18 protein-coding genes are annotated in these 19502 nt (G+C 44.4%); 1 reads left to right on the forward strand and 17 read right to left on the reverse strand.

The features are described 5' to 3' along the window. Positions 1–13: 13 nt before the first annotated feature. The 12 genes from rimP to KH180_RS02835 form a co-directional block, all read right to left on the reverse strand. A complete protein-coding gene (gene rimP / locus KH180_RS02780; RefSeq protein WP_290756150.1) occupies positions 14–478 on the reverse strand; it encodes a ribosome maturation factor RimP in 465 nt (154 codons plus the stop codon). A 175-nt stretch (positions 479–653) separates the two neighbouring features. Then, a complete protein-coding gene (locus KH180_RS02785; RefSeq protein ID WP_290756152.1) occupies positions 654–1187 on the reverse strand; it encodes a hypothetical protein in 534 nt (177 codons plus the stop codon). Positions 1188–1320: 133 nt separating this feature from the next. Further along, on the reverse strand, positions 1321–3042 hold the full coding sequence (gene ureC, locus KH180_RS02790) for an urease subunit alpha (RefSeq protein ID WP_290756154.1): 1722 nt from the start codon (positions 3040–3042) through the stop codon (positions 1321–1323). A gap of 18 nt (positions 3043–3060) precedes the next feature. Then, positions 3061–3417, reverse strand: a complete 357-nt coding sequence (gene ureB / locus KH180_RS02795; protein ID WP_290756156.1) for an urease subunit beta — start codon at positions 3415–3417, stop codon at positions 3061–3063. Positions 3418–3427: 10 nt separating this feature from the next. Next, entirely contained in the window at positions 3428–3730 is a 303-nt protein-coding gene (ureA, locus tag KH180_RS02800; RefSeq protein WP_290756158.1) for an urease subunit gamma, read from the reverse strand. Between the two features lie 26 nt (positions 3731–3756). Then, positions 3757–4446, reverse strand: coding sequence for an urea ABC transporter ATP-binding subunit UrtE (gene urtE / locus KH180_RS02805; protein ID WP_290756159.1), 690 nt, complete (start codon positions 4444–4446; stop codon positions 3757–3759). Then, positions 4440–5195, reverse strand: a complete 756-nt coding sequence (gene urtD / locus KH180_RS02810) for an urea ABC transporter ATP-binding protein UrtD (protein ID WP_290756161.1) — start codon at positions 5193–5195, stop codon at positions 4440–4442. Before urtD ends, urtE begins: the two co-directional genes overlap by 7 nt. Further along, positions 5192–6277: an urea ABC transporter permease subunit UrtC gene (gene urtC / locus KH180_RS02815; protein ID WP_290756163.1), complete on the reverse strand. Its 1086-nt coding sequence runs from the start codon at positions 6275–6277 to the stop codon at positions 5192–5194. The genes urtD and urtC overlap by 4 nt, the downstream gene beginning before the upstream one ends. 9 nt (positions 6278–6286) lie before the next feature. After that, positions 6287–7177: an urea ABC transporter permease subunit UrtB gene (gene urtB / locus KH180_RS02820; RefSeq protein WP_290756165.1), complete on the reverse strand. Its 891-nt coding sequence runs from the start codon at positions 7175–7177 to the stop codon at positions 6287–6289. Between the two features lie 27 nt (positions 7178–7204). Next, on the reverse strand, positions 7205–8455 hold the full coding sequence (urtA, locus tag KH180_RS02825) for an urea ABC transporter substrate-binding protein (RefSeq protein ID WP_290756167.1): 1251 nt from the start codon (positions 8453–8455) through the stop codon (positions 7205–7207). Between the two features lie 175 nt (positions 8456–8630). Then, on the reverse strand, positions 8631–9434 hold the full coding sequence (locus KH180_RS02830; RefSeq protein ID WP_290756169.1) for a response regulator transcription factor: 804 nt from the start codon (positions 9432–9434) through the stop codon (positions 8631–8633). After that, positions 9434–12028: an ATP-binding protein gene (locus KH180_RS02835; RefSeq protein ID WP_290756171.1), complete on the reverse strand. Its 2595-nt coding sequence runs from the start codon at positions 12026–12028 to the stop codon at positions 9434–9436. Before KH180_RS02835 ends, KH180_RS02830 begins: the two co-directional genes overlap by 1 nt. A gap of 99 nt (positions 12029–12127) precedes the next feature. Here KH180_RS02835 and KH180_RS02840 point away from each other — a divergent pair, with 99 nt between their 5' ends. After that, positions 12128–13210: a hybrid sensor histidine kinase/response regulator gene (locus tag KH180_RS02840; RefSeq protein ID WP_290756173.1), complete on the forward strand. Its 1083-nt coding sequence runs from the start codon at positions 12128–12130 to the stop codon at positions 13208–13210. A 95-nt stretch (positions 13211–13305) separates the two neighbouring features. Here KH180_RS02840 and KH180_RS02845 read toward each other — a convergent pair whose 3' ends face one another. The 5 genes from KH180_RS02845 to KH180_RS02865 all read right to left on the reverse strand — a co-directional run bounded on the left by KH180_RS02845 (position 13306) and on the right by KH180_RS02865 (position 19426). Then, complete coding sequence (locus tag KH180_RS02845) at positions 13306–16407, reverse strand: UvrD-helicase domain-containing protein (protein ID WP_290756425.1); 3102 nt, start codon at positions 16405–16407, stop codon at positions 13306–13308. A gap of 98 nt (positions 16408–16505) precedes the next feature. Further along, positions 16506–16901 (reverse strand): hypothetical protein, encoded by a 396-nt coding sequence (locus tag KH180_RS02850; RefSeq protein WP_290756174.1) that lies wholly within the window; start codon positions 16899–16901, stop codon positions 16506–16508. A gap of 56 nt (positions 16902–16957) precedes the next feature. Next, positions 16958–17779, reverse strand: coding sequence for a metal ABC transporter permease (locus KH180_RS02855; RefSeq protein WP_290756176.1), 822 nt, complete (start codon positions 17777–17779; stop codon positions 16958–16960). Then, the gene (locus KH180_RS02860; protein ID WP_290756178.1) at positions 17766–18479 is read right to left on the reverse strand and encodes a metal ABC transporter ATP-binding protein; all 714 of its coding nucleotides are present in this window, start codon (positions 18477–18479) and stop codon (positions 17766–17768) included. Before KH180_RS02860 ends, KH180_RS02855 begins: the two co-directional genes overlap by 14 nt. After that, complete coding sequence (locus KH180_RS02865) at positions 18476–19426, reverse strand: metal ABC transporter substrate-binding protein (RefSeq protein WP_290756180.1); 951 nt, start codon at positions 19424–19426, stop codon at positions 18476–18478. Before KH180_RS02865 ends, KH180_RS02860 begins: the two co-directional genes overlap by 4 nt. Positions 19427–19502 lie beyond the last annotated feature (76 nt).

The following is a 19502-nucleotide window of genomic DNA, read 5'->3' on the forward strand; positions in this document are numbered from 1 at the left end:
TCTGTTGTCCTCCTTAAAAATCTAATGATAAACGGGCAGATGCCACACTTTTTGTTTCAAATTCCTGGTCAGTGCCATCGATGGAAAGAATCATTTTTTCCTTTGAATATTCTTTTAAAATACCGGTGAATTCCTTTTGCTTATTGATGGCTTTGTATAGCTTGATATCGACCGACTGTCCGATGCTTTGCCGGAAGTGTTTTTCCTTTTTTAGGGGTCTTCCAAGTCCCGGTGAGCTGACTTCCAGAATGTATGCGTCTTCAATAAAATCATCAGCATCCAATTTGGCTTCCAGTGCCCGGCTGATCAGCACACAGTCATCGATACTGATTCCGCCTTCTTTATCTGCATAAACACGCAGATACCAGTTGGCGCCCTCTTTTACATATTCCACATCCACAAGTTCGAAGTTGTTTTCATCAATAATCGGCGCAACCAGTGCTTCTGTTTTTTGTTCTATTTCTGCTCTTCCTGCCAAGTTGATCCTGCCTCCTTTTCTGCGCAAACAATAAGAGTGGACTTTCGTCCACTCCTTAGGTTCATTCTTTATGTTATTGGTTATTATAACACTTTGGCTTTTATAATACAAGGGTTTGCCAAGAAAATCTTCTGAGTTTCCCTGGCTGTCTGCCGTTGGACTGAGAATATTTTATTTAACTAGCACAAAACTGGATACTCAAGTCCCCTGCAATATAAAAATTTTCAAATCCATCAATTAAACAAACATGATTCTTTCCGTACATATAGATAAGATCCTCTACAATGCCGCGGTAGCTGTCATTAAACTGCTTGGTGACCATAACAACATAATCTTCCTGACGGCATAAATACAACTCATCTTCTTCCTCGGTTTTTGATTTTTCTATCAAATGTTCAGCACCGTTTTGAAAATGCTGAATATAAAGGTCATTCTCTGAATTATAGGTAAGCAATACAAAACAGCTGGTAAAATATGCCCCGCCCATGGTAAATTTACCAATATTTACGGGTGTGGGCTCTGTATCTCTCTCATCTGGTGCTGTTACAAATTCTTTACCCCGAGTTACGTCAGTACCTCTGTAAATTGGGACTGAATGCTGCATGACGGAAGGAAAATCGTCATAATCTGTCCCCTGACTGTTAAAAAGTGACGGTAATGTGAGATTGGTCGGATCTGTTATTCCAAAATCTACTTTATAGTAACGCATAGAGCCCTCCTTAGTAAAACTAAACCATCTTGTTCCGAGATATCTCATGTCTCCAGTTTAACAGCAGAACACTATTTTATCTACAGCTTCCTGCCGATCGCTTATGACAGAGAGTGAATGACTGATCCGGAACTCAGAACAGATAATATCTCTGGGATAAGGGCAGGGATTCTGCGGGTTCACAACTTAATACTTCTCCGTTGATTTTCACTTCGTAAGTATCCGGGTCTACGGCAACTTTCGGGATCTCAGAGTTTAAAATCATATCTTTTTTTCCAATATTACGGCAGTTTTTGACAGGAAGCACCTGTTTTTCAAGCCTCAGTTCTTCTTTTATATTTGCCTGAAAAGCAGCTTTTGATACAAATGTTACAGAAGTACGGCTTCTGGCTTCTCCATAGGAACCCCACATATGTTTCATAATGACCGGCTGGGGTGTTGGTATAGAGGCATTGGCATCTCCCATTTTGGCAGCGGCGATAAACCCGCCTTTTAAGATAGTGTCCGGCTTAACTCCGAAGAACGCAGGATCCCACACGACCAGATCGGCAATCTTTCCTTCTTCCAGAGAACCAATGTAATCAGAGATTCCGTGAGCGATGGCAGGATTGATCGTATATTTTGCGATATAGCGTTTTGCACGGAAGTTATCATTGTCCGCCCCGTCAGCTTCTTTCAGCTGTCCTCTCTGCTTTTTCATTTTATCTGCTGTCTGCCATGCCCTTGTGATGACTTCGGCAGGGCGCCCCATAGCCTGTGAGTCGGAATTCAGGATAGAGATGGCTCCAAGGTCATGAAGGACATCTTCTGCGGCCAAAGTTCCGAATCTGATCCGTGACCTTGCAAAAGCCACATCTTCCGGAAGTTTTGGATCCAGATGATGGCAGACCATAATCATATCCAGATGTTCGTCAATGGTGTTTTTTGTAAACGGCATTGTAGGACTGGTGGAACTGGGCATGACATTTGGAAGTCCGGCTGCTTTTATAATATCCGGAGCATGCCCTCCTCCGGCTCCCTCTGTGTGGTATGTATGAATAGCTCTTCCGCCGATCGCTTCCTTTGTACTCTCAAAATAACCGGCCTCATTTAAAGTATCTGTATGAATGGTCACCTGCACATCGTACCGGTCGGCGGCTTTCAGGCATTGATGAATGGCAGACGGCGTTGAACCCCAGTCTTCGTGCAGCTTCAATCCCACCGCCCCGGCAAGGATCTGTTCTTCCAGAGGCTCTGGTGATGAACAGTTGCCCTTTCCGAAAAAGCCAAAATTCATAGGAAATTCTTCTGCTGACTCCAGCATTTTCTTCATATTAAATGCTCCAGGAGTGCAGGTTGTTGCAAAAGTTCCCTCTGCAGGTCCTGCACCGCCGCCGATCATAGTAGTTATGCCTGAGTAGAGGGATGTCTCCACCTGCTGTGGGCATATATAGTGTACATGAGTGTCAATGCCTCCGGCCGTTACAATCTTTCCTTCTGCAGAAAGCACTTCAGTTCCGGCACCTGCCACAAGCCTTGGATGGACTCCATCCATGATATCCGGATTTCCGGCTTTTCCAATTCCGGCGATTTTTCCGTCTTTAATTCCGATATCAGCTTTTACAATTCCCCAGTAGTCGATGATCAGGGCATTGGTGAGAAGCAAATCAAGGGATCCGTCCCGGCCAGTGGCCGATGCACTCTGGGCCATGCCGTCTCTAATTGTTTTTCCTCCCCCGAATTTCATTTCCTCACCATAGACGGTATAGTCTTTTTCCACCTCAATAAAGAGATCCGTATCCCCAAGACGTATTTTATCTCCGGTAGTTGGTCCGTACATCTCTGCATATTCTGTTCCTTTGATCTGATTGCTCATATGTTTTCACCTGCCTTTCTAAAACCCACGGATTTCTGCGTTCTTCAGTGCCTTTTGTTTTGTTGATCCATTGATTTGATCTTCTGTTAAATTGTTAAAACCACTGATCCTTCTCTTTCCCGAAATCATAATAAGGTTTACTTCTTTTACCTCATCCGGTTCAAAGCGGACCGCAGTTCCTGCGGGGATATCCAGGCGGTATCCGAAAGTTTCTTCTCTATTGAACTGAAGAAACTTGTTTATTTCAAAAAAATGAAAATGTGATCCGATTTGTACAGGGCGGTCGCCTTTATTGACCACAGAGACCGTTTTTGCTTTCCTTCCGGAATTGATGCTGATCATCTGGTTTTTTATAATCATTTCTCCTGGTTTCATAACATACCTCCTATCTGACTGGCTGATGAACTGTTACCAATTTGGTTCCGTCAATGAACGTTGCTTCTACCTGTACTTCTTTCACCATATCTTCTACGCCGTCCATAACATCTTTTTTTGCCAGCATTTTTGTGCCCAGATCCATCAGTTCCCGTACACTTTTACCGTCTCGGGCAAGTTCTAACAGTTCAGAAGAAATATAAGCAATAGTTTCAACATAATTCAATTTAAGCCCTCTTTCTTTCCTCTGTTTTGCCAGCTCTCCGGCCATGTGCAGCAATAATTTTTCTGTTTCCCTTGGGGTCAGCTTCATATGTTCCTTCCTCCTAATTTTTTTAATTACAGGGACATGGTAGCCTGAAGCTTTATCTGATCCAGTTCTTCAGTCTTTCCATGCATAATGATTTCTCCGTTTTCCATGACATAGCAGTCATCTGCAATGTCCATGACAAATTCCAAATATTGTTCAGCTATAAAAACCGCCATGTTTTCTTTCAGTTTTAACAGGATGATCCCAATCTCCTCAATGACAGACGGCTGAATGCCTTCTGTTGGTTCATCCAAAATGAGTACTTGCGGACTGGAGACCATAGCTCTGGCGATGGCAAGCTGCTGCTGCTGTCCGCCGGAGAGATCGCCTCCTTTTCGGTTTAAAAACTCCTTTAGGATAGGAAAGATATCGAAAATATCCTCGGGAACCCTATTTCTGCCGTTTTCTCCCGCCTCCAGTCCTAAAAGAAGATTTTCCCGAACGGTGAGCTGAGGGAAAATTTCCCGTCCCTGAGGAACATATCCAATGCCGCTTTTGGCCCTCATATAGCTTGGAAGACTGGAAAGTTCTTTTTCCCCTTGCTTTACTGATCCTTTTGGGGTATCAAGAAGTCCCATAATACTCTTCATCAAAGTTGTCTTTCCTGCTCCGTTGCGTCCTACCAGACAGGTAATGCTGCCTTTGTCCGCCTGAAGATTTATATCCCTTAATACCATCCCTTCTCCGTAGGCAGCATATAATCCCTGGATTTCTAACATGCTTTCTCACCTCCCCTTCCCAGATAAACATCAATGACTTCCTGGTTTTTCTGGACTTCATCCATAGTACCCTCTGCAAGTATCCTCCCCTCATGAAATACTGTGACACTGTCGGAAATGTGTTTTGCAAACTGCATATCATGTTCCACTACAATAACAGAACAGTCTGCTTTGATCTTCATCAGCAGTTCTTCTGTCTTTTCCGTTTCCCTGCGCCCCATTCCGGCTACCGGTTCATCCAAAAGCATCAGCTTGGGGCGGGCTGCAAGAAGCATTCCGATTTCCAGCCATTGTTTCTCACCGTGGGAGAGTCTTCGGGGATAATCAAACCGGCTGTCAGAAAGTCCGATGAATTCCAGGACATAATCCACGTGTTCTCTTTTTTCTTTGGAAAGTTTGCGAAAAGTTGTGGAATAGATACTTTTTCTGCTGGCTGCAGCCAGTTCAATGTTCTCCTGTACCGTGATGCCGTAAAATACGCTGGGGGCCTGGAACTTTCGTCCGATTCCAAGCTCTGCGATAGCGTATTCTTTCATTTTGGATACGTCATATTCCTGATCAAAAAGAATACTTCCTCCGGCAATTTTGTTTTTGCCGCAGATGGCATCCAGAATCGTCGTTTTTCCTGCACCATTTGGGCCGATAAAAAAACGGATCTCATTTTCTCCCACTGAAGTGCTTACGTTGCTTACTGCTTTAAAATCTCCGAAGCGAATACTGATGTCATTTAATTCTATCATCGGTTTCATGACAACTCCTCCTTTGCATTAAGGTGACGGGTCTCCTGCTTTTTACCAAATCTTTTACGGATCTTATCCGGAATCTCACGGAAGGAAATCATTCCTTTCGGCAGCCAAAGAATCACAGCTACAAAAACGATACCGATGAAGTAAGACCAGATTTCCGGAAAGTTTTCACTGATTCCTGTTTTTAATCCTCCCACGGCCAGTGCCCCTATGACAGGTCCGATCAGGGAGCCTTTTCCTCCGATAGCGACCCAGATGATCATTTCCACGGAAAAAACAGTTCCGACTTCTGCCGGGGAAATGATTCCTACCTGAGTTACAAACAATGCCCCTGCAATTCCTGCGGCAGCGGCGGAAAGCGCATAGACGAATACCTTATATTTTGCAGGATTGTATCCGGTGAAGCGTACCCGGTTTTCTCCGTCCCGTATGGCTACCAAAACCTTTCCGAATCTGCTGTTTATAAGAAAACGAAAGGCCAGGTAAATGACAAAAAGGAAAGCCAGTGTCACATAAAAAAGAATAATTTTAGTCATAGTATCATTTAAATCCAGTCCAAATAAATATGTAAAGCCGGTAAGACCGTTGGAGCCGCCGGTTATTTTCTGCTGTCCGATCAGAAGGACAGAGAAAATCATAGAGAGTGCCTGGGACAAAATCGAGAAATATACCCCTTTGATCCTGTTTAAGAATGTCAGATATCCAATGATTACAGCCAGCAGCACCGGCACAGCAATAACAGCTGCCATGGCAAAGACGGGATTTGCAAAGGGCTGCCACAATGCGGGCAGTTTCTTTATGCCGCTCCAGACCATAAAATCCGGAAGCTTTCCGGCGCCCGCTGCACTCAATTTTAAATACATCGCCATGCAGTAAGCTCCCAGTCCAAAATATACGCCGTGCCCCAGGCTTAGAATGCCGGTATAGCCCCAAATCATGTCAAGTCCTAAAGCTATGATCGCAAAACACATAAATTTTGCAATCAGAGACAGCCTGAATACAGACATAATAAAAGGAGAGACCAGCAGAAATAGAAAGACCGCCGCTGCAAGTACAGTTATAAAATTAATTTTTCTTGGTTTCATATCTTCCTCCTATTCATCTTCCAGAACACGTGTTTTTACTGCAAATATGCCTTTTGGCCGAAACTGAAGAACAAGAATGACACAGATGAAGATTAATACTTTGCCCATGGATGCATCTGTCAGAAACTCAAATGCAGTTCCGCCGATACCGATAAATCCTGTTCCAAGAACAGTTCCCAAAATACTTCCGGCCCCGCCGACAACTACAGACATGAAGGTATCTACGATATAGTTGGTTCCGAGGGATGGTCCGATGGCACCCACCCAGGTGAGAACACAGCCAGCCAGGCCTGCCAGCCCGCATCCGGCGGCGAAAGTTCCGGCATCCATCCTCTTTGTATTCACTCCCAAGGCGGAAGCCATCTCACGGTTCTGCATGACGGCTCTTACATTTCTTCCGGTGCGGCTTTTATACATCAACAGACAGACAGCCGACAGGCAGATGATAACAATCAGAAAAATAAACAGCCGCTTGTATGGAAGTACAATCACATCAGTGATATGAATGCTTTTTTCCAAAAATGCCGGAACCTTGACGGCCACATTTGGTGAGCCGAAGATGGTTCTGGCCAGCTGCTGAAGGATCAAACTGATTCCCCATGTGACCAGCAGGCTGTCTGCGGCTCTGCCGTAAAGTCTGCTGATGACAAGCTTTTCAAGAACCAGCCCGAAGGCTGCAGCAGCCAGGAAGGAGGCAGGGAGCGCCAAAAGGACGTAGCCGTCATTTTTCAGCAGATTTTGTACAACATATGCCGTATATGCACCGATCATAATAAATTCTCCGTGGGCCATGTTGATGACACCCATGAGCCCAAAGGTGATTGCCAAACCAATGGCGGCCAGAAGCAGAATGGAGCTTACGCTGACTCCGTTGAACAGCTGCATAATAAATACTTCCATATAGATTCTCCTTTTCTTGGCTTCTCTCTACTCGGACAGCCCTTTGGCCCAAGCATATCCTTTCAGATACGGATCTGGCTTTACTGCTTCTTTGGTGCTGTAAACCTCATCAATCAGCCCGTTTTTATTAACTTTTCCGATGCGTACCTTCTTGTAAATGTGCTGATTATCCCCGTCGATGGTGACCTTCCCCTCAGGGGCGTTAAAACTGATGCCTGCTGCTGCTTTTTTTACTTTGTCAACATCGGTGGAACCTGCTTTCTCCACAGCAGCTTTCCACAGGTAAACAGCATTGTATCCTGCCTCGATTGGATCGTCTGTCACCCGGTCTTTGCCATAGGCTTTTTTATAATTTGAAACGAATTTCTCATTTTCTTTTGTTTTTGTTGTTTGATAGTAATTCCATGAAACCAGATGTCCCTCCAGATAAGATGCACCGATCCCTGATATTTCTTCTTCTGCCACAGATACGGAACACGTCATAACATCTTTGGAGGAAAGTCCTGCATCTTTCAGCTGTTTAAAGAATGCTACATTGGAATCTCCGTTTAATGTGTTGAAAACAAAGTCTGGCTTTTGTTCTTTAATCTTATTAACCACAGTGGTATAGTCAGTGTGTCCCATAGGTGTGTACTCTTCTCCGACAACTTCAGCTCCCAGTGATTTGGCCTGCTTTTTGATAATCTCATTTGCTGTTCTGGGGAATACATAATCAGATCCTACAAGAAAGATCTTTTTTCCGTAGTTTTTTACCAGATAATCAACAGCAGGTACGATCTGCTGATTTGGGGCAGCACCGGTATAAAAAATATTCGGAGAAGATTCCTGGCCTTCATACTGAACCGGATACCAAAGAAGCCCGTTTTTACTCTCAAATACCGGAAGGACTGCTTTTCTGCTGGCTGAGGTCCAGCATCCAAAAACTGCGGCAGTTTTATCTTTGGTCAGAAGTTTATCGGCTTTCTCTGCAAAGGTTGCCTGATTGGAAGCTCCGTCTTCAACTACATACTCAATCTTTTTTCCGAGGACACCGCCCTTTGCGTTGATCTCTTTGATGGCCATGATCTCCGCATCTTTAACGGAAGTCTCACTCATAGCCATAGTTCCGCTCAGAGAATGAAGGATGCCCACTTTGATCGTACTGCTGTCCTTGGAATCAGAACCATCAGATTTTCCGCTGGCCTCCCCAAAAGCTCCTCCGCAGGCGGTAAGGCCTGCCGCCATAACTGCAGCCATACCAAGCGCCGCTATTTTTTTGAATCTGCAATTTCTTCTCATAACATTTCCTCCTTTTTAAATCACATAAATGAAAAAGCGCCGTGAAGAATTTCTTCTTCACAGCGCCGTTGCTGCTTTCTTATTTACAACTGATACTTTACATCATTTCCGCCAAAGAGAAAACAGCATAAAACCGATTTTTCCCTGTAATTTTCCGACTTGCTGCCTGTACTGTTCAGAGTCTCCGGTATCCATTGGGCGTCATCCCTGTATATTTTTTAAAGACCCGCGAAAAATGGTCCGGGGTCAGATATCCCAGTTCTCCGCTGATCTCGTATATTTTTAAAGTTCTGTTTTTCAGCCTTTTTTTCGCATATTCCATACGGACTGCTGTCAAATATTCAAGCGGTGTATATCCTGTTGTTTGTTTGAACCTGCGTGACAGATAATCACGGTTCATCCCAAGAGACTGGGATACTTCTTCTATAGCAGTACTGCTTTTGAAATGGCTGAGAAAAAAAGTACAGGTTTCCAACACCATCTGGTTTTCCCGGATTGCCTGATACTCCTTGCGGATCCTTTCTCGTTCCATATCTGGAGCCTCTGAAAGTCTGGACTCATAAAAGTCTGAGGCAGTGTAGTCCGTGTCAGAAGTGTTTTCTTCAAATTCCAGGGCTTCCCTGACCAGATTGAGGGATTCCAGAAGCTTTTCTTCTGTCAGAGGTTTTTCAATAAAATCCAGGACGCCAAGCCGCATAGCCTGTTTGGCATATCTGAAATCTGAGTAGGTGCTGGCTATGACAGCATGGATCTTGCTGCCCTTTTCTCTTAGTTTTGTTACCATTTGAAGCCCGTCCATTTTAGGCATCCGGATATCTGTTAAAATGACATCGAAAGAGTTGCCGTCCATCATGCAGAGAGCTTCTTCCCCGTTTGAAGCCTCCCCTGTGATCTGAAAATCAAAATCTTTCCAAAAGGAATAACAGGCGACGAGAAAACGGATAGCCTCATCATCTTCTACAAATAAAATCTTCTTCATCAGTCATCCATCCCTTCTTTAAAATACTTGACGGCCTTTTCAAAATCATAGCAGTCCATGGCACTGCTGAACTTCTCCTTCTGCCCGGAAGACATTAAACCCAGTATATAGGGTTTGTGTGCTTCATAAATTTCTGAAGCCGCAAGGTCCGATTCCTCCAGAAGTTTCAGAAATTTATCCGCCCGGAATTCTTCGGACGGAAGGGGGAGGTTCTCTGATGCTGCACTCTCTTTATATGTGAGAATTGCCTCTTTTGTCTGTTTGAAGCAGTCCTGGATCTCTGATATTGCCTTCTCTGTTTTTTTATCTGTGATTGTATCTTCTTTCAGCTGCTGCTCCAAAGCAGCCAGTTTCTTCCGGAGAAGCCGGGCGCCAATATTTCCGCTGACACCTTTTAAGGTATGCAGGCAGTGAAGGAGCTTTTCCTGGCTGAGTTTTGGAGTGAGACTGTAAAATTCTTTTTCATGCTGAGTAAGAAACATGGACAGCAGCTGGTTATAAAGGGCGTGTCCGATTTCTGTGATTCTTTCCTGCGTGTCCAGCAGAGATAGGTCCTTTTTGTCTGTCTGCGGTTTTTCCTGCTGCGGACAGTCAGGACGGAAAGCCTGCAGAAGGATATTTTCCAGCTGTACGGAAGAAAATGGTTTTGGAAGAAATCCTTTCATTCCTTCCTGAAAAATTCTCTGTAATGTAGCTGATTCCACATCTGCTGTCATTGCCGCTGTGAAGGTGTCAAAATTTTTAGTGGCATAAAGGATTTCCTTTGCTGTCTGGAATCCGTCCAGCGGTTTCATCCGTATATCCATAAAAATAATGTCAAACTTTTCATCCTGGCACATACGGACTGCATCTCTTCCGCGGGAGACAGAAAAAGCAGTCAGACCATATTTCTTCAGCAGTTCCTCTTCCATCTTCCGGTTCACATCGTTATCCTCCACGAGAAGAACCCTTTTTCCTTTAAGCTGAAACAAAAGCTGTTTTTTCTCAGAATCCGGGGATTTCCCGCAGCTTTTGAGTTCAGGTATTTCTCCTTTGTTTATGGGGATTGTCAAAGTAAAACAGGACCCCTTCCCTTCGTTACTTTCTGCCTCAAGAGTACCCTTCAGAAAATGAGCCAGATTTCTTGATATAGTAAGACCAAGACCCGTACCTCCGTAAAAATGTCCGTCAGGTTCTCCTGACTGTTCAAACGGCTGAAAGATCCGTGCAAGATCCTGCTTTTTTATACCGCATCCGGTGTCAGAGACAGAAGCCTCAAGAAAGAACTTTTCTCCTGCTGATTCACTTGCCTTAATTCTCAGCATGATTTCTCCTTCTCTCGTGAATTTAAAACTATTAGACAGAAGATTCAAAAGAATCTGCCGCAGCTTTCCGGCATCTATACAGAGAGTCTCCGGCACAGCGTCATCGATAGAAATTCTTAAAAGCAGATTTTTATTCTTTGCGTGATAACGGAACATATCAAGAATTCCGGAGAAAAATTCTCTGGTCTTCACAGTTTCATATTCCCATTTCATTTTTCCGCTTTCCAGTTTGGAAATATCCAGAATCTGATTGATCAGATTCAGCAGGGTTTCAGATGCCTGCTCCATAATGTCCAGATATTGTTCCTGCTTTTCTGAAAGATCTGTATCCCTCATCAACATTTCATAACCCAAGACAGAACTCAGGGGAGTACGGATTTCATGGCTCATATTCGAAAAAAAACGGCTCTTTTCTTTGCCTGCTGCAGACAGTCTTTCATACATCTGGTTAAACCTCTCAGCAAAAATCCGAAGTTCTCTGGAACCTTTTACAGGGAGAACAGACTCTGTGTCAGTTTCTTCTATATGCCGGATCTTTGATGTATATTCAAGAACCGGAGCAACACTGAGCCGATAGAATAAGAACATAGCCGCTGCCACAAATATAAAAGCTGATCCTAAAACTGCTGTCTGTGAATTTACTGCAAGGCCGGTGCGGATTCTGGCCTCATAGAGGCGGTTTTTCAGCTTATGGTCCATGCGCTGCTGGAATTCGTTTATGGCACTGGCAATGACATCTTTTTCGTTTTCATATTCTTTGCCAAAGACCAGTTCCGATGCCAAAACACCAGCCATTTTTCTGTTAAGCTTTTTATCCTCAACATTCAGCACATAGTTTTGAATCTCCGGATTAAGCATTTCTTCCGGGATCCGGTGGCTGTAGGCAGCCAGCTTCATGGCCCTTTGTTCTGTGGAGATCAGCAGATCAGAGTTATTCTTTGCGGTTTTCAAAAGCTGAATCTCTTTTGCCGGGACAGAGGAAGCATCAAATGCTTCCATGGCTTTTTCTCTTGATTTTGTAATCTTTACTTCCCGCCAATAGTTTTTCATATAAGTAAGCTTGCCAGTGACCACAAATTTCCGGACTTCCTCTGTCAGATAATCCGAGGTATCTGAAAGCTTCTGGCTGGAGTTCTGGAATCTGAGCTGGCCGGACTCTGCATCCTGTTCTTTCTGCACACTCTGTCTGATGGACCATCCGCTGGATAGGACAAAGGCTACCATAAGTCCAAGGACAATGACGGCAGCGGTGTTAATTTGTTTTTGGCTGAAGATGTAATTTGATGTCATGGCAGTCCTTTCTTGCATTTTCAATATAGATTGTGTACAATTCCATGATAAAGAGAATGCCGGCCCTAATCGTCTGCCGGTCAGAAAGGAGATCTTATAATGAGCCGACAGATGGAAATGGTCAATCTGCTGATTGTGGATGACACTCCTGCCCATATCAAAACCGCAGGAACAATTTTAAAGGAACTTGGATACCCGGTACGGGCTGCGGCAAACGCCGGGGCTGCGCTGAAGCTTATAGCTAAACAGATTCCCACAGTTCTTCTTCTGGATCTGGCCATGCCCGGCATGGATGGTTTCGAACTGATGCAGGTTCTGAAAAAGGAACCTTTTTATGATGATATGGCAATCCTCTGCGTAACCGCCAGCAATGACCGGGAGAGTATTGAAAAAGGATTTTCTCTGGGTGCAAGGGACTATGTAGTAAAACCCTACCGGGCCTGCGAACTGCTGGCTCGGGTAAAAACTCATATCCAGATCATCAGACAGGCCAAAGAACTGAAGCACTCCTATGAGGAACTGGATCAGTTCTGCCTGAATGTTTCTCACGATCTTCGTTCACCTCTCCATACTATATCCCAGCTTTGCCGGCTTCTGGAGACCAGTCTTCCCAACAGCAGTCCGGAACAAATTTCGGCTATACTCAAACGTATACAGGATAAATCCGGCGAGACTGCCAGAATGACAGAGCGTCTTTTGGATCTCTCCAAAGTCAGTCAGGCAGAATATCAAAAAATAAAGGTTGATTTAAATCGGATGCTGCCCTCTGTGTTTGATGATCTGAAAGATCTATACGGAAGGCGGGATATTCGGTTTCATATGGAGCAGCTTCCCGATATCAGCGGAGATCCGGATCTGCTGAGGATTCTTTTTCAAAATGTAATAGGAAACGCAGTGAAATTTACCCAAGGCCGCAGTACTGCTGAAATTTCAGTATCCTCCGGCATTACAAACGAGTGGATCACGGTAAACATTAGTGACAACGGAGCAGGTTTTTGCCCTGAACAAACAGCAAAACTTTTCCAGGTGTTTGAACGGCTTCACACTCAGGAGGAATTTGAGGGAACCGGCGTGGGGCTTACAATTGTAAAGCGCATTATGCAGCGTCACTGTGGGAAAGTATCCATCACCGGACAGGCGGGCCAGGGTGCATGTGTCACCTTAAGATTTCCTGTCACATAAAAAGACAGGCAGGAACCGCCTTGCACGGCGTCCTTGCCTGTCTTTTTGATGGATATATTTTACCATATGATGTTATCCCCGTAAAGCTGAATGTTTTACAGATCAAATAAGGAAAGCTGTTCTGCCTCCGGCTGCTTTTTCCCGGCGGACTCATTTTTTCTGTATTTTTGTGGCAGGGCGGAAAGAAATTCAGAAGTTTCTTTCCGTGTTATAAGAATTAATTCCTCTTTTGCCCGTGTCATGCCTACAAAAAATAAACGGCGCTCTTCTTCTTTGTCCGCCGGATGCAGGGGTGATTCCAAGGGAATACTGCCCTGTTTCACACCGCTTATAAACACTACCGGGAATTCCAAGCCTTTTGAGCCATGGAGTGTCATCAGAGTAACCGCATCCGAGGTATATTCCTTTTCGCCGTTCCGCTTCAAATCTCCCTCCGTACCAAGCAGAAGGTTTGACAGAAAGGCTGCCATATTTTCATGGAACAGAGTCATCTTACCAAGGCACAGCAGAGCTTCATCTTCTGTGAGACTGTTCTTTTCCATCCAAAGCTTCAGGAGTGCACCGGGTGTTTCTGTATGTATAAGAGATTTGAACTCCTCCAAAAATTCTCCGCAGCCAGGAAAAGATTTCAGGGCGATTGAGAGGGCCTTTGTATTTTTTTCATCCAAAAGATACCGGAAAAAGGAGACGGTTCCTTTAACCTTCTCATCTTCAAGAAAGCTGTCCTGTCCGGTGATGACACAGGGGATGCTTTCCTGTCTCAGACATTTTTCAATGGCTCTGGCCTGATGGTGGGTCCGGTATAATATGGCAATATCCCCAAAGCCCCGTGGCTTTTCTGTCTTAACTGCATAATTCTGGGCGTCCATCATATCCATCCCTCCGGTGAGCCGGTTGATCTCCTTGGCGATAAATATGGCTTCTGACCAGTCGTTTTGGGAAGTGATGACACGGACCGGTTTTCCGCTGCTTTTCACTGCGGAAAGATACCGTTCTTCCCCTGGATTTTCGCTGATAACAGAAAGGGCAGAGCCGATGATCTCCGGTGTGGAACGATAATTCTTTCTTAAGTAAATCATCTTCAGATCAGGTATCTCTTCTCTCAGCCGGTCAAAACACCGGGCATCAGATCCCCGGAAGCCATAGATTGACTGATCGGGATCTCCGATGACAAACAGTTCTTTTCCATGACGAAACCATGAGAGGACCAGGCGGAACTGAATGTCATTCATATCCTGCATTTCATCTACAAGAAGATAAGAGAATTGTCCGGTGCCTTCAGGTCCTGCATCGGTCTGCTCCAGTACTTTCAAGAGCAGGTCATCAAAATCAGCAAGACCCAGTTCTTTCATGACTTCCTGATAACAATCCGCTTCCTCTTTTGACGCAGACTCCTGTCCTTTTATATTATTTTTATAGCTGGAGATATGTTTTAAGAAGTCCTTTGGCTTTTGAGGAGATCCTAAACGTATAAGTGCTTCCTCCGCTGCTTCCAAAAGTTCTGCATTGTCTGCCAAAACAATCTCTTCTCCGCGCTGCCTGAGCAGATTAAGACAGATAGAGTGAAAGGTCCCGATCGTCATGTCTTTTGCATATGTATCTTTTGCCAGCCTCTTTTTCAGACGTTCTCTCATCTCGAAGGCGGCCTGATTGGTAAATGTGACGGCAGTGATCTGTGACGGAGAGATATTTCGCTCATTGACAAGATAAGCAATCTTGTCAACCAGAGTCTTTGTTTTTCCCGTTCCCGGACCGGCGATCACCGCTACTGCTTTGTGCTCAGTGACAACAGCTTCTCTCTGTTCTTCATTATCCCCAGTGTCTTTTTGCTTCTTTTCCGATGCCGGTTTAGCCGCAGCATTCTTTTCTTGTCTGATGATTTTCTTTTTCTTCTTTTTGGGTTCCTGGGCAGCTGCGATGCCCAGGGTGTCAAAAAAAGTCATCTGTCCGTTGATTGCATCAATCTCTTCTTTTTCTATGAGATGGATCTTTCCATATTCTCCGTCAAATCCCGGCTCACGGCGGACCTCCTTATTCCTCAGGCGCCGGATACCTTCTTCCACACAGGCGCCTGCGCTGTGACGGATATCTTCTAAAGGCGCTTCACGCAAAATATAAAATTCCGGTCCAAGCTCCGCCAGCATTTTTTCAAATTGGGCATTTACTTTTTTGCCGGCAGCCGACATGCCTGTGGAGGCGCCGATCACCTCAGGAAGAGGGACAAGGCTTTCAAATGGTTTTGCCCCCTCTTTCAGGAATCCTTCTCCCCGGTCTGCCAGTTGTTCTACGCGGTGCTGAACTCCGATGGTTATTTTCTTTCCGCAGACAGGACAGATTCCGCCGTATTGTTCTGTCTCAGAAGGGGTCAGCACCAGACTGCATTTTCTGTGGCCGTCAAAATGATACTTGCCTTCCTCCGGGAAGAACTCAATGGTGCCGTAAAGACCTTTTCCGGTCTGAATTGCTTCTGTCAGTGACGGATAAGAAAGATCAATATCCATCAGATTAGCTTCCCGCCCGAGTTTGCCGGGGGAATGAGCATCTGAGTTGGAGATCAGCTGGAAGGAATCCAATGCAGACAGTCTCCAGTTCATAGGAGGATCGGAGGATAAACCGGTCTCCAGGGCGTGAATGTGAGAGGTCAGATCCCCAAAACATTCTTCAATGGTGTCAAAGCCTGAAAAAGCACCGAAAAGAGAAAAGTGGGGAGTCCATATGTGTGCAGGAACCAGTATAGAATCCGGAGAAATATCCAGAAGGATTTCCAGCAGATCTCTGCTGTCCAGTCCTAAGATCGGCCTGCCGTCAGAGTGAATATTGCCGATGGTCTCCAGCTTGGCTGAAACTCTTGCAGCAGCATCCAGACCCGGCAGCAGAATCAGATTATGGATCTTTCTTGTCTTATCGTTCTTTTTATAAATGGAACTAATTTCACCGGTAATGACAAAACGAGGCTTTTGCTCATCTGAAGTGATTCCGTCCCGGATTCTGTATTCTTCCTTTAAAACGTAAAGGCCTTCTTCTGCAGGCTCCAGTTTTTCTGTCAATTCTTCTCTCCAGGCCGGATGGGTAAAATCACCGGTTCCTACGATGTCGATTCCTTTTCTTCTGGCCCACAGATCCAGATGTTCCGGATCACAGTCTTTGCTGGTAGCCCTGGAATATTTGGAATGGATATGTAAATCTGCAATGTACATCATGACCTCCTTCTCTTGTAATCTAAAAACAATACAGCTGTAATGAACAAAACAGACAATCCAAAAAGATCATCTGTTTTATGCAGCTGCCTATAAAATTATTTGTAAAACTTAATCGAAATCAGGTACAGCAGCGGAAATACGAATCCGCCCAGGGTGGACATGATAAAGCCATTTACATAGATGTTAAACCCAAAGGTGATAACAGCAGCTATGAGCAGTCCGACAGCAAGCTTAAAGCAAGTCTCGCTCATCCTATAATGCTTGGATGCCCTCAAACCATAAAAACAGCATATGATCTCAAACAGACCAAAGATGATACCAACTGCGAAATAAACAGTCAGGATATCACTGGATTTGTTTACCTGTTCCATAGCCAGATTCATCAGTTTGTCGCTGGTCAGAAGCGAAATATTAGAAAAAGCATTCAGCAATCCGGCAATCAATAAAATGATGCTCATGACCTTTAACATCGTATTTTTTTTATTGTTCATATATTTCTCCTAACTTGTCGATAATGAAATTATTTTATCACAGAATGTTTTGGAAATCAAACATTCTTACCGAAAACCATTCTCAGGAAACGGAAAACAAGGAATCCGCATAAGTTGGCAATGACGATGCTGGCTCCTGCCGGTGAAGAACATAAATAGGAGGCGGACAGGCCCACGCAAAAGCAGAGAACAGACAGACATCCTGAGCAGATGACAACTCCACGGAAGCTCTTAAAAAGCTGCATTGCTGTCAGTGCCGGGAAGATAACCAGGCTGGAGATCAGCATTGCCCCCATCATTCTCATGCCGATGACAATGGTTACAGCAGTTAAAATAGCCAGCAGAGAATTGTAAAAAGAAACATTCACACCTGATGCCCTGGAAAAACTTTCGTCAAAGGTAACCGCAAATATTTTATGGTAGCAAAAGAAAAACAGGACCAGAACTGCTGCACTCAGTATGACACTGAATCTGACGTCCTCTTTGCTCATGGCCAGGATACTTCCGAACATATAGCTGTATACATCCATATTCATACCGGAAGTAAAGGAAGTTACCAAAACTCCGGCTGCCAGTGCAGAGGCTGACATGACGGCTATCGCCGCATCACTGCTGATCCGGTCGCTTTCTGTTATCTTCAGCAGAAAAAATGCTGCAATAATGACTACAGGAATGGAAAGCTTTAAAGGAGCAATACCAAATGCTACAGCGATGGAGAGAGCCCCAAATGATACATGGGACAGTCCGTCTCCGATCATGGAAAACTTTTTCAGCACAAGGCTTACACCCAAAAGCGCCGCGCACAGTGAGATTAAAATACCTACAATAAAGGCTCTTATAATGAACGGATATGAGAGCATCTCCTTAAATAATTCCATGGACAGCACCTCCGTTGATGGTCTGATAGTATTCGGATCTTCGGTAGCTTTCTGCAGTTCCGAAAAAGTAGTCTTCATGGCCTATATGGAGAATATGATCTGCATCCGCTAAGGCGTTGGAAAGATCATGAGATACCATTAAAATTGCCATCCCATCTTCCTGGTTAAGCTTCTTTAACAAACGGTAAAGCTCTTTTGAGGCAGCCGGGTCCAGACCGGTGACCGGTTCGTCCAGTACAAGCAGATGGTCAGAAGCACATAATGCTCTGGCAAGAAGAACTCTCTGCTGTTGGCCGCCGGAGAGTTCCCTGTAGCAGGTCTTAGAAAGTTCCAGTATCCCCAGCTTTTTCAGCTGACCTAAAGCCGCAAATTTCTCTTTCTTTGTGTAAAAAGGCCTGTACTTTTTTTTACTGAGAAAACCAGATAAAACAACTTCCATGGCAGTGGCGGGAAAGCTTTTCTGCATTTCTGTCTGCTGCGGAAGATATCCGATGCCGTTTTCCGGCAGATTTTTATAAATTTTTCCCGATACCGGGTGCACAAGTCCAAGCAGTGTTTTGACAAAAGTACTTTTGCCGGAACCGTTCTGTCCGATTACCGAGATATAAGATCCGCTCTCTATCTTCATATTCAAATCTTTTACGATGACATGTCCGTCATATCCAAGATCCACATGGCTGCATGTTATGATTGAAGTCATTTGCTCAGTCCTTTCTCCAGATTCTTCACATTTTTCTTCATCAGATCCAGATAGGTGACGCCTTGCTCAAACTGGAGCTTTGTCACAGTGTGGCAAGAATAAAAAGTTACGGCTTCTGCACCTGATGCCTCGCAGATCACGTCTGCAATCTTGCTGCTGCCAAAATCCATGTGATAAACTACAGGAATTTTTTCTTTTTTTACAAGCTGAATCAAATATGACAGTGTCCGGGAGCTCGGTTCGGATTCCTCGCTGCATCCTGGAAATGCCGCCCTGTAGGAGAGACCATATTCGTCTGTAAAATAACGCATCGGAAATTTATCCCCGAAAACCATTACTTTTCGGTTTCCATGCTTTACGGTTTCCCGGAATTCCTGATCCAACGCTTTCAGTTTACTTAAGTATTCTTTTGTGTTTTCTTTATAAAATCCCGCATTTTGAGGATCCTTTTCAGTAAGGACAGCACAGATTTTTTTTACGATTATTTGAGCATTCACAGGAGAAGTCCAGATATGCTCATCATATTCCGTCTCCCCTTCTTCTTCCTTTGGAAGACTCATGCCCTCTGTCACTTCTTCCTCCACCGGATGGACAGAATTCATAAAAGCATAAGAAATCTGACGGCTGTTTTTATGAGATTTCATCACTTTTTGAACCCAATATTCCATAGCCCCGCCGTTGTATAAAAAGATATCTGCTTTTTGTATTGCAATCAGGTCGGCGGGGGTCGGTTCAAAGGTATGGCTGTCTTTTCCGGCGGAGACAATCATCTTTATATTGACTTTATCCTTTCCGATCTGTCTTACAAAATCATAATAAGGGAAAATTGTAGTTACTATATTCAGTTTCTCTAAGTCGCTGCTTTTTGTATCTTTTTCGGACCTGCACCCTGTCAGTACAGCCAGGGAAACAGTAAAGCAGAGCAATAAGGCTGTCCATCGTTTCACTGGAAACTTCCTTTCTTTACTTTATCTAATTGAATATGATAGCAGGAAAAACCAAGGATTGCAAATTCTGCTTGGC

The organism is Anaerostipes sp., assembly GCF_018381315.1.
Lineage (GTDB): Bacteria > Bacillota > Clostridia > Lachnospirales > Lachnospiraceae > Anaerostipes.

Coding starts and splice junctions, on each gene's coding strand:
- KH180_RS02785 (WP_290756152.1), bottom strand. CDS start 1,187: ATGCGTTACTATAAAGTAGATTTTGGAATAACAGATCCGACCAATCTC.
- ureC (WP_290756154.1), bottom strand. CDS start 3,042: ATGAGCAATCAGATCAAAGGAACAGAATATGCAGAGATGTACGGACCA.
- ureB (WP_290756156.1), bottom strand. CDS start 3,417: ATGAAACCAGGAGAAATGATTATAAAAAACCAGATGATCAGCATCAAT.
- ureA (WP_290756158.1), bottom strand. CDS start 3,730: ATGAAGCTGACCCCAAGGGAAACAGAAAAATTATTGCTGCACATGGCC.
- urtE (WP_290756159.1), bottom strand. CDS start 4,446: ATGTTAGAAATCCAGGGATTATATGCTGCCTACGGAGAAGGGATGGTA.
- urtD (WP_290756161.1), bottom strand. CDS start 5,195: ATGAAACCGATGATAGAATTAAATGACATCAGTATTCGCTTCGGAGAT.
- urtC (WP_290756163.1), bottom strand. CDS start 6,277: ATGAAACCAAGAAAAATTAATTTTATAACTGTACTTGCAGCGGCGGTC.
- urtB (WP_290756165.1), bottom strand. CDS start 7,177: ATGGAAGTATTTATTATGCAGCTGTTCAACGGAGTCAGCGTAAGCTCC.
- urtA (WP_290756167.1), bottom strand. CDS start 8,455: ATGAGAAGAAATTGCAGATTCAAAAAAATAGCGGCGCTTGGTATGGCT.
- KH180_RS02830 (WP_290756169.1), bottom strand. CDS start 9,434: ATGAAGAAGATTTTATTTGTAGAAGATGATGAGGCTATCCGTTTTCTC.
- KH180_RS02835 (WP_290756171.1), bottom strand. CDS start 12,028: ATGACATCAAATTACATCTTCAGCCAAAAACAAATTAACACCGCTGCC.
- KH180_RS02840 (WP_290756173.1), top strand. CDS start 12,128: ATGAGCCGACAGATGGAAATGGTCAATCTGCTGATTGTGGATGACACT.
- KH180_RS02845 (WP_290756425.1), bottom strand. CDS start 16,407: ATGTACATTGCAGATTTACATATCCATTCCAAATATTCCAGGGCTACC.
- KH180_RS02850 (WP_290756174.1), bottom strand. CDS start 16,901: ATGAACAATAAAAAAAATACGATGTTAAAGGTCATGAGCATCATTTTA.
- KH180_RS02855 (WP_290756176.1), bottom strand. CDS start 17,779: ATGGAATTATTTAAGGAGATGCTCTCATATCCGTTCATTATAAGAGCC.
- KH180_RS02860 (WP_290756178.1), bottom strand. CDS start 18,479: ATGACTTCAATCATAACATGCAGCCATGTGGATCTTGGATATGACGGA.